1 protein-coding gene is annotated in these 567 nt (G+C 50.6%); it reads right to left on the bottom strand.

Translation table 11 applies throughout. From position 1 onward, the window contains the following. Window positions 1–522 (bottom strand): oxidoreductase (locus tag ACTHUM_RS18080; protein ID WP_440403693.1); only part of this gene is annotated, 522 nt, incomplete at its 3' end. Between the last annotated feature and the right edge of the window lie 45 nt (window positions 523–567).

The following is a 567-nucleotide window of genomic DNA, read 5'->3' as shown; positions in this document are numbered from 1 at the left end:
TTTTCGGGTGCTGTCTTTGGCGGCGAGCATTTGCGGGCTTTCGTAGTTACCACCGGAAACTTCAATAAAATCAATGCCCATTTTCGACAGTTTTTGTACCACTTGCACCGATTCGCTTTCATCAAAACCGCCTTTTTGGAAATCCGCCGAATTGAGTTTTACGCCAACCAAGAAATCTTTACCCACAGCGGCACTAATAGCAGTGTAGATTTCCAAAAGGAAGCGCATACGGTTTTCCAAGCTGCCGCCCCATTGGTCTTGGCGGCGGTTGTGGTGCGGCGAGAGGAATTGGCTGATGAGATAGCCGTGCGCGGCGTGAATTTGTACGCCTGAGAAGCCTGCTTGTTCGGCGATTTTCGCGGTTTGTACGAATTGCTGAATCAGCCCGTTGATTTCATCGGCAGTCAATTCGCGCGGCGGATTGATAAAGCCATCCATGCCCACCAACGGCACGGCGCTCGGTGCAAGCGGCGTTTTATTGACCACCGCAGGCGACTGTTTGCCCGCATGATTGATTTGCATGATGAGTAATGTGTAATGCTGTGTGCCAGCTTTCGACCATTTTTT

The organism is Neisseria sp. P0021.S006 (assembly GCF_051956895.1).
The sequence above is the reverse complement of the archived record's forward strand: the minus strand, read 5'-3'. Positions and strand labels throughout refer to the sequence as shown.